This window comes from Micromonospora mangrovicola (assembly GCF_047200535.1).
In the GTDB taxonomy this organism is placed as follows: domain Bacteria; phylum Actinomycetota; class Actinomycetes; order Mycobacteriales; family Micromonosporaceae; genus Micromonospora.
The window spans coordinates 18,938-27,709 of record NZ_JBJZOG010000086.1 but is presented as its reverse complement, the minus strand read 5'-3'; the positions used below and the strand labels follow the sequence as shown (position 1 = coordinate 27,709).

8 protein-coding genes are annotated in these 8,772 nt (G+C 75.1%); 7 read left to right on the top strand and 1 reads right to left on the bottom strand.

The window, feature by feature from the left end:
- A partial coding sequence (locus tag ACL02O_RS26160; RefSeq protein WP_412820815.1) for a hypothetical protein occupies positions 1-296 on the top strand: 296 nt, incomplete at its 5' end.
- The gene (locus tag ACL02O_RS26155) at positions 293-1,315 is read left to right on the top strand and encodes an HAD-IIA family hydrolase (protein ID WP_412820814.1); all 1,023 of its coding nucleotides are present in this window, start codon (positions 293-295) and stop codon (positions 1,313-1,315) included. The genes ACL02O_RS26160 and ACL02O_RS26155, both read left to right, overlap by 4 nt.
- 4 nt (positions 1,316-1,319) lie before the next feature.
- On the opposite strand, the gene ACL02O_RS26150 is transcribed toward ACL02O_RS26155, so the two are convergent.
- Positions 1,320-1,655, bottom strand: a complete 336-nt coding sequence (locus tag ACL02O_RS26150; RefSeq protein ID WP_412820813.1) for an alkyl sulfatase C-terminal domain-containing protein — start codon at positions 1,653-1,655, stop codon at positions 1,320-1,322.
- Positions 1,656-1,768: 113 nt separating this feature from the next.
- Between ACL02O_RS26150 and ACL02O_RS26145 the strand changes: the two genes are divergently transcribed.
- From ACL02O_RS26145 to ACL02O_RS26125, 5 genes are all read left to right on the top strand, one after another.
- Entirely contained in the window at positions 1,769-2,329 is a 561-nt protein-coding gene (locus ACL02O_RS26145) for a hypothetical protein (RefSeq protein WP_412820812.1), read from the top strand.
- On the top strand, positions 2,326-2,556 hold the full coding sequence (locus ACL02O_RS26140; protein ID WP_412820811.1) for a hypothetical protein: 231 nt from the start codon (positions 2,326-2,328) through the stop codon (positions 2,554-2,556). Before ACL02O_RS26145 ends, ACL02O_RS26140 begins: the two co-directional genes overlap by 4 nt.
- Positions 2,557-2,578: 22 nt before the next feature.
- Positions 2,579-3,424 (top strand): TlyA family RNA methyltransferase, encoded by an 846-nt coding sequence (locus ACL02O_RS26135; RefSeq protein WP_412820810.1) that lies wholly within the window; start codon positions 2,579-2,581, stop codon positions 3,422-3,424.
- Positions 3,421-4,305, top strand: a complete 885-nt coding sequence (locus ACL02O_RS26130; RefSeq protein ID WP_412820809.1) for an NAD kinase — start codon at positions 3,421-3,423, stop codon at positions 4,303-4,305. Before ACL02O_RS26135 ends, ACL02O_RS26130 begins: the two co-directional genes overlap by 4 nt.
- A gap of 727 nt (positions 4,306-5,032) precedes the next feature.
- Positions 5,033-8,752, top strand: a complete 3,720-nt coding sequence (locus ACL02O_RS26125; RefSeq protein ID WP_412820808.1) for a S8 family serine peptidase — start codon at positions 5,033-5,035, stop codon at positions 8,750-8,752.
- Positions 8,753-8,772 lie beyond the last annotated feature (20 nt).

Here is an 8,772-nt window from a genome sequence, read left to right as displayed (position 1 = left end):
AGTACGCGGACGACGACGATGACGCGGACGACGACGATGACGAGTACGCGGACGACGACGAGGACCAGGACGACGAGGACGACGACCTGGACGGCGACGCGCGGCTGCGCGACGACGCGGACCGGGCCGGCGAGGACGTCCGCGCGGAGCGGGGTGGCGACGCGGCCGGGTACCGGGACCGGGACGGTGCCGACCTCGGCGACGACGAGCTGACCGACGCCGAGGCGCGGTCGCTCGCCGGCGAGGCCGTGGCCGGCGGTGGCGAGGCCCGCGAGGCGGAGGCGGACCAGCGGTGACCGCGAGGGCCGGGAACGCTCGGCTGGTCGACGGGTACACCCTGGTCGTCTTCGACCTGGACGGGGTGATCTACCTGATCGACCGGCCAATCCCCGGCGCCGTCGAGGCGGTCGGCCGGCTGCACGCCGAGGGCCGGTCCGTGGCGTACGCGACGAACAACGCCTCCCGGCGCTCCAGCGAGGTGGCCGACCTGCTCACCGGCATGGGCGTCCCGGCCCGGCCGGAGGAGGTGCTCACCTCCGCGGCGGCCACCGCCGAGCTACTGCGGGACCGGCTGCCCACGGGCGCGCCGGTGCTGGTGGTCGGGGCGGAGGCGCTCCGCGCCGAGCTGCGCGCGGTCGGCCTGCGCCCGGTGACGACGGTCGACGAGAACCCGGCCGCCGTCGCCCAGGGCTACGGCCCCGACGTCGGCTGGGCCGACCTGGCCGAGGCGTCCCTGGCGGTCCGCGCGGGGGCGCCCTGGTACGCGACGAACACCGACCGCACCCTGCCCAGCCCGCGCGGCCCGCTGCCGGGCAACGGCTCGCTGGTGGCGGTGCTGCGCACCGCGCTGGGCCGGGACCCGGACGTGGTGGTGGGCAAGCCGGAGCCGGCGCTGTTCACCACCGCGGCCCGTCGGGCCGGTGCGGGCCGGACCCTGGTGGTCGGCGACCGGTTGGACACCGACATCGAGGGCGCCCGGCGGGCCGGCCTGGACTGCCTGTTGGTGCTCACCGGCGTCAGCGACGTCCCCGAACTGCTGGCCGCTCCCGAACGGCGCCGGCCGACGTACGTCTCAACGGACCTGGTGGGGCTGTTCGAGCCGGCGGAGGTGGTGCGGGTGCCGGGCGAACCCGACGTCGGCGGCTGGTCGGCGACGGTGGCCGACGACGGGCTGCTGCTCGACGGCGCCGGACGCCCGCTCGACGCCCTCGCGGCGCTCTGCGCGGTGGCCTGGTCGACGGGCGCCGGGGCGCGGGTGCGGGCGGCGTCGCCCGCCGCGGAGCGGGCCCTCAGCGCGCTGGGCCTGGCCGACTGACGGCTCAGAGCAGCTTGCGGAGCTTCATCAGGTCGAACGGGTTGGCCTTGATGGACACCCGGCGGGAGCCGATCGCCTTGGCGATGTCGAGCTGACCGTGCACCAGCGCGACCAGGTCGTCGCTGTTGGTGTTCAGCGCGATCTTCGCCTTCGGGTCGTCGCCCTCGGTCAGGTCGACCAGCCGTCCGTTCTCGATCCGGCCGTGGAACGCGGTGTCCAGGTCGGTGATCCGGCAGGCCAGGGTGCGGTCCAGGTCGATCCGTCCCTGCGCCTCGGCATGCCGGTCCAGCCGCGCGGCCAGGTCCTGCAACGCCTGCCGGCACTCGTCCACGCTGGCCACATCGTCTCCTCACCACGAGCCACGCCGTTCCCCGGCACCGTACCGCAATGGGCCGTCCCGGGCGCCCGGTAGCGTGACACCTGCACAACCCCGCCCCGCGGAAGGACTCAGGCATGCAGGACGCGTGGCGCGCCTACCTTGAGCTGGCCATGGGCCTGACGGAGGCGCCCCGGAAGAGGGCCCAGGACGCCGTGCGGCGCGCGGTCGGGCAGAGCGGCGCGACCGCCGCCCAGCTCCAGGCGCTCGCGGAGGAACTCGTCAGCACCGGGATGGCGAACCGAGAGGCGCTGACCAAGCTGATCCGCTTCGAGGTGGACCGCGCGCTGGGCGCGGTCGGACTGGCCACCGCCGACGAGGTGGCCGAGTTGACCCGCCGGGTGCGCGAGCTGGAACGGCAACTGCGCGAGGCGAGGGCCACCACGGCCGTCCCGGCGCCCGCCGCGCCCCCGGCTGCGACGGGTTCGGCCGGGGCGGTGCCGGCCATGGCCGAGGCCGCCCCGACCGAGGCGGTGGCGAAGAAGGCGGTGGCGAAGAAGGCGGTGGCGAAGAAGGCCGTCGCGCGGAAGCCGGCGGCGACGGTGGCGCGTACCCCGGCGGCCGGGTCGCCGGCCACGCCGGTCCGGCCGGTGAAGAAGGCCACCGACCGCAAGCAGGCCGGAGGTGCCGCGTCGTGACCACTCCGTACCGTCCCAGCCCGCCGCCGGGTCCGCGTCCCGGGCCGCCGCCGGGGGTACGCCCCGCCCCGCCCGAGGAGGTCGGCGACGCCCGGCACCCGGCGGTGGACGCCGCCGTGCAGGCCATGATCAACGCTGAGGCGCTCTCCCCGGCCGACCAGATCGCCCAGTACGAGGCCGCGTACGAGACGCTGCGCGAGACCCTGGCCAGCATCGACCAGGCCTGACCGGCCGGAGAGAGAACCACCCATGGCACGTCGTACCCGGCTGGATGCCGAACTCGTCCGCCGCGGCCTGGCCCGCTCCCGCGAGCAGGCCGCCGCGCTGGTGGAGGCGGGCCGCGTCCAGCTGCGCGGAGTGCCGGCCCGCAAGCCCGCCGCGATGGTCGACCCCGCCGACCCGCTGCTGGTCACCGGCGAGGACCCCACCGCGGACTACGTCTCCCGGGGCGGGCACAAGCTGGCCGGCGCTCTCGCCGCGTTCGCCCCCGGCGGGCTGACCGTCGCCGGCCGGCGCTGCCTGGACGCGGGCGCCTCCACCGGTGGCTTCACCGATGTCCTGCTGCGGGCCGACGCCGCCGAGGTGGTCGCCGTCGACGTCGGGTACGGGCAGCTCGCCTGGCCGCTGCGGAACGATCCCCGGGTACGGGTCTTCGAGCGGACCAACGTCCGTACCCTCACCCCGGAGGCCGTCGGCGGGCTGGTGGACCTCACGGTCGCCGACCTGTCGTTCATCTCGCTGCGTCTGGTGCTGCCGGCGTTGGCCGGCTGCACCCGTCCCGACGGCGACCTGGCGCTGATGGTCAAGCCGCAGTTCGAGGTCGGCAAGGAGCGGGTGGGTGCGGGTGGCGTGGTCCGTGACCCGCAGCTGCGCGCGGAGGCCGTGCTCGACGTGGCCGCCGCGGCGGCGCAGCTCGGCCTGGGCCTGGCGGACGTGGCGGCCAGCCCGTTGCCGGGGCCGAGCGGCAACGTCGAGTTCTTCGTATGGTTACGCCGGGACGCGCCCGCCACGGATCCCGAGCGGGTACGCGCGGTGGTGGCGGCCGGTCCCGAGGGATTCCCGACGGAGCCCACGAACGAGGAGGTGTCCGGGTGAGCCGGACCGCTCTGCTGGTGACGCACACCGGCCGTCGACGCAGCACCGAGCATGCGCGGGCGGTGGCGGCGGACCTCATCGCGGCCGGTTTCGAGGTGCGGGTGGTCGCCGAGGAGGCCGACGACCTGGACCTGCCCGGGGTCGTGCCGGTGACCGGCCCGGAGGCGGCCGAGGGCGCGGAGATCGTCTTCGCGCTGGGCGGCGACGGCACCTTCCTGCGCGCCGCCGAGCTGGCCCGCCCGGCGAAGGCTCCGCTGCTCGGCATCAACCTCGGTAAGGTCGGCTTCCTCGCCGAGGCCGAGATCGACGACCTGGACAGCGCGGTACGCGACGTGGTCGGGCGCAACTACACGGTGGACGAACGGCTCACCCTCGACGTGACCGCCGAGTTCGAGGGCGGCCCGACCATCGAGTCCTGGGCGCTCAACGAGATCAGCGTGGAGAAGGGCGAGCGGGCCCAGATGCTGGAGCTGCTGGTCGACGTCGACGGCCGGCCGCTGTCCCGGTACGGCTGCGACGGCGTGGTCTGCGCGACCCCGACCGGCTCCACCGCGTACGCCTTCTCCGGGGGCGGCCCGGTGGTGTGGCCGGAGGTGGAGGCGCTGCTACTGGTGCCGATCAGCGCGCACGCGCTGTTCAGCCGGCCGCTGGTGACCGCCCCGACGTCGACCTTCGCGATCACCGTCGACCCGTTCACCACCCTGGCGGTGCTCTGCTGTGACGGGCGGCGGGTCTACGACCTCCCGCCCGGCGCGCGGGTCACCGTGCGCCGGGGTGCGCTGCCGGTGCGCATCGTCCGGCTCAAGGCCCGTACGTTCACCGACCGGCTGGTCGCCAAGTTCGACCTGCCCGTGCAGGGCTGGCGCGGCAACCGCCGCTGACCCGTCCTCGGGTCACCCGGCCCACCGCACGGCCGACCCGGCGTCACCGGATCGGTGTACCCGGGCAACGGTTCAGCCGGGTTACGGTAGGAGCCTCCCTCGACGACGACGACGGCGGCGCGCGGGCACCGGGTCCCCGGTGATCACCGGGGACCGGTACGGGGCGAGCGGCCCCGCCGCCGGCGGGTGCGGCTCCCCACCGGTACGGGTCGTCGCCGGGGCCGACGGTACCGTCCAGCGGACGGTCACGGAGCGTGCGGGCTGCGCTGAGGTGGAGTCCGGGCGGGGCGGTGAGGCCCGTGTCCGCCCGGACGCGCGGTCCGGCGGTCGTGGCTCTGACCAGGGGGTGGTCGGAACCACGGCAGTCGGGGTGCCGGAGGAGTCGTGGCCGGCCGCGGCGGGCGGACCGGCCAGCCGGGCCCGGCCGGGTTTCGACCCCGGCCAGGTCGTCGGCTCGGCGAGCCGCCGCCGGAGGAAGCGGCGGCTCGCAGCCGAGCGGCGCAGGACTCGTCCGGCACCCCGCATCACCCCGACCTCCCGCTGCCCGCAGCCGGCCGTCCACGCAACCGGCCGGACACCCGGCGGTTCGGCCGCAGCCGTCCGGTGTCCACCTGGCGACATGTCGCCGATGCGGCGGGCCGCAACTGGTGACCATCGATGATCTCTGTCGCATGCTCCGATCGGTCGATCTTCTCGGACCGACCCTCGGAGAAGAGGAGCACATCGCATGCACTGGCCCCCACGCTGGCTCGCCGCCGGCGCGGTCGGCGCGATGGTGGTCGGACTCGCCGCACCGGCGTCCGCCGCCCCGCCCGCCCCGCCCGCCGGCCCGAGCCCGGCCGCGTTCACTCCGGGCACGCCCGCCCGCATCACCCTGATCACCGGCGACCAGGTTGACCTGGTCCAGGCCGCACCCGGCCGGGTCGCCGCCACCGTCCGCCCCGGCCCCGGCCGGGAGCGGATCACCTTCCACACCGTGGAGGCCGACGGCCGGATGCGGGTGCTGCCCAGCGACGTCGTGCCGTACGTCTCCGCCGGGGTGCTCGACCCCAACCTGTTCGACGTGGAGGAGTTGGCCGCTGAGGGCTACGGCGACGCCGCGCAGGCCGCGCTGCCGCTGATCGTGCGGTACCAGGAACCGGTCGCCGGGCGGGTTCGGCCGCTCGCTGGCGCCACCACCGCGCGGCCGCTGGAGAGCATCAACGGCGCGGCGCTGCGGGTCGGCAAGGCCGATCTCGGCAACATGTGGACAACGCTGCGCGGCACGCCGGAGGCCCGGACCACCGCCGGCGCGCCCCGGCTCGGCGCCGGCATCGCCCGCGTCTGGCTCGACGGGCGGGTCCACGCGGATCTCGAGCACAGCGTGCCGCAGATCGGCGCCCCGGCGGCCTGGGCGGCCGGCCGCGACGGCAACGGCGTCCGGGTCGCGGTGCTCGACACCGGCGTCGACGCCGGCCACCCCGACCTGGCCGGCCGGATCGGCGAGACGCAGGACTTCACCGGCAGCGGCAGCGCCCGGGACGGGCATGGCCACGGCACCCATGTGGCCTCCACCATCGCCGGTAGCGGCGCCGCCTCCAACGGGCTGCGCAAGGGCGTCGCCCCCGCCGCACAGCTGCTGATCGGCAAGGTCCTCGACGACAACGGTTCCGGCTACAGCTCGTCCATCATCGGGGGCATGGAGTGGGCCGCCCACTCCGGCGCGAAGGTGGTCAGCATGAGCCTCGGCGGCCCCGCGACCGACGGTACCGACCCGATGAGCCAGGCGGTCAACGACCTGACCGCGGAGACCGGGGCACTCTTCGTGATCGCCGCCGGCAACGAGGGCGCGCCGGGCACCGTGGGCGCGCCGGGCGCGGCCGCCGCCGCGCTCACCGTCGGCGCAGTGGACCGCGACGACAACCTGGCGGACTTCTCCAGCCGCGGCCCCCGGATCGGCGACAACGGCCTGAAGCCGGAGATCACCGCGCCGGGCGTCGGCATCGTCGCCGCCCGGGCCGCGGGCACCACCATGGGTACGCCGGTGGACGACGCGTACGTCCGGGCGTCCGGGACCTCGATGGCGACCCCGCACGTGGCTGGCGCGGCCGCGATTCTCGCCCAGGAACACCCCGACTGGACCGCTGCGGAGCTCAAGGACGCGCTGGTCAGCACGGCGAAGGCCAACCCCGCGCTGACCGTCTTCGAGCAGGGCGGCGGCCGAGTGGACGTGGCCCGGGCGCTCACCCAGCGGATTTACGGCTCGGCCACCGCCGACTTCGGCCGGGTGTACACCGGCGGTGCGGTGGTGGAGCGGACCGTGACGTACACCAACAGCACCCCGTCCTCGCAGACCCTCCGGCTGGCCCTGGAGATCCGCAACCTGGACAGCGGCGCCGCCGAGGCCGACGGCGTCTCCGTCGGTTCCGAGGTGACGGTGCCCGCCGGTGGCAGTGTGGCCGTGCCGCTGCGCGCCGACCCGGCGAAGCTGGACCGCGGCGTGTACGGAGGGTGGTTGGTGGCGACCGGCGCGGACGGCGTGGTGGTGCGCACCGCCGTCGGACTCACCCTCAAGGGCCCGCTGCACACCGTCACCCTGCGCGCGCTGGACATGGCCGGGCAGCCTGGCGTGGCGACGGTTTTCACCCTCTTCGGCGAGCACTCCGAGTCGGACCAGATCGGTTGGATCCCCGGCGAGGCGCAGGTGCAGGTCGAGGAGGGCCCGTACCTGCTCGGGGGGTTGTTCCAACACGGCACCCCCCAGCACGAGCAGCGTACCCTGGTCACCGATCCCGAGCTGATGGTGACCCGGGACATGACCGTGGTGCTCGACCCGCGCAAGGGCACCCCGGTGCGGATCGAGACGCCGAAGCCGACCGAGCAGCGGGCGGTGCTCAGCTTCTTCGAGCACCGGATCTTCGGCAACGGCCGGCAGATCGACCACGGCGTGATGGAGTTCAGCACGGTCGAGCAGGTGAACGTCACGCCGACCCGGCCGGTGCGTCAGGGCGAGTTCGAGTTCGCCTCCCGCTGGCAGCTGGTCGCCCCCATGGTGGACGCCAAGGTCAGCAACGTCTCCGGTCCGCTGGACGTCAACCTGCTGCGCCAGTCGCCGGCTCCGGACGGCCGGCGGAAGCTGCCGCTGGTGTGGGCGGGCGACGGCAGCCCCGCCGAGCTGTCCCGGGCCGGGGTCCGGGGTGCGGCCGCGCTGGTCGCCGGCGACCGCACCGATGAGGCCCAGATCGTCGTCGATGCCACCGCGGCCGGCGCCGCGATGGTGCTCATCGTCCGCCCGGCGGATTGGAGCGCGTGGACGGACTGGGCTCCCGACGGGGACCGCCTGCCGATCCCGTCGATGGTGGTCGCGTACGACGACGGGCAGCGGATGATCGCGGCGGCGAAGGCCGGACGCGTGACGCTGGACCTGACGCTGACCCCGAACAGCCCCTACCTGTACGACGTGTGGCAGGTGTCGAAGGGGCGCATCCCGGACCGCATCGTGCACCGGGTGACCGCGGACAACACCGCCGAGGTGATCGCCCGTTACGCCGACACCGGCGGGTTCGACTGGGCTGGCGAGCAGCGGTTCGGCTGGCGGCCCTGGCAGGACTACTCCTGGCTTGACGAAAAGCGGTTGGTGCGTACCGGCACCGTGCGGCAGGAGTTCGTCAGCGCCGGGGACTCCTGGTGGCAGCAGCGGGTGCTGCACCGGCTCCAATGGTCCTGGGGCCGGCTGCTCGGGGGCGCCATCCAGCCGCCCCGGCAGTACGCCGCCGACGACCGGGTCACCGACACCTGGCACGCGCCGGTGGTCCGGCCGGCCGTGCCGGCGGGTTCCGGGGTGCCGGTGCCCACGCGGACCGGGGACATCCTCGACCTGCGGGTGGCCGAGTTCGTCGATGCCGACGGTCACTACAGCTCGGCCGGGTTCAGCGAGGAGCAGGACACCGTCGAGCGCCGGCTGAGTCGGGACGGGCAGCAGATCGCCGACCTTTCCGGCGGCTGGGCGCCCGTGTCGACCACGCCGGGCACCGCGCGCTACCGGCTGGACGTCACCACCGAGCGCTCCTCGGACGAGTGGCGCTGGGCCATCCGGACCGAGACGGCGTGGCAGTTCACCTCGGCCCACCAGGCCGGGGACCAGGCCCAGCCACTGCCGCTGCTCCAGGTGGACTACGAGGTCCCGGCCGACCTGCGCGGCACGGTTCCCGGTGGTCACCCGCACCAGCTCGGGCTGACCCTGCGCCAGCCGGCCGGAGTGCCGGCGCCGACCGCAGGCAAGGTGCGGGTCGAGGTGTCCTTCGACGGTGGGCGGAGCTGGCGGGCGGTGCCGGTGCAAGGCACCGGCAGCCGGTTCACCGCGATGGTGCCGGCCGGCAAGGGCACGGTGTCGCTGCGGGTGCACGCCCACGACCGAGCCGGTGCCTCGATCGACCAGACCGTGCTCGACGCGTACGGGCTGCGCTGATAGACGGGCGGGGCGGCCTC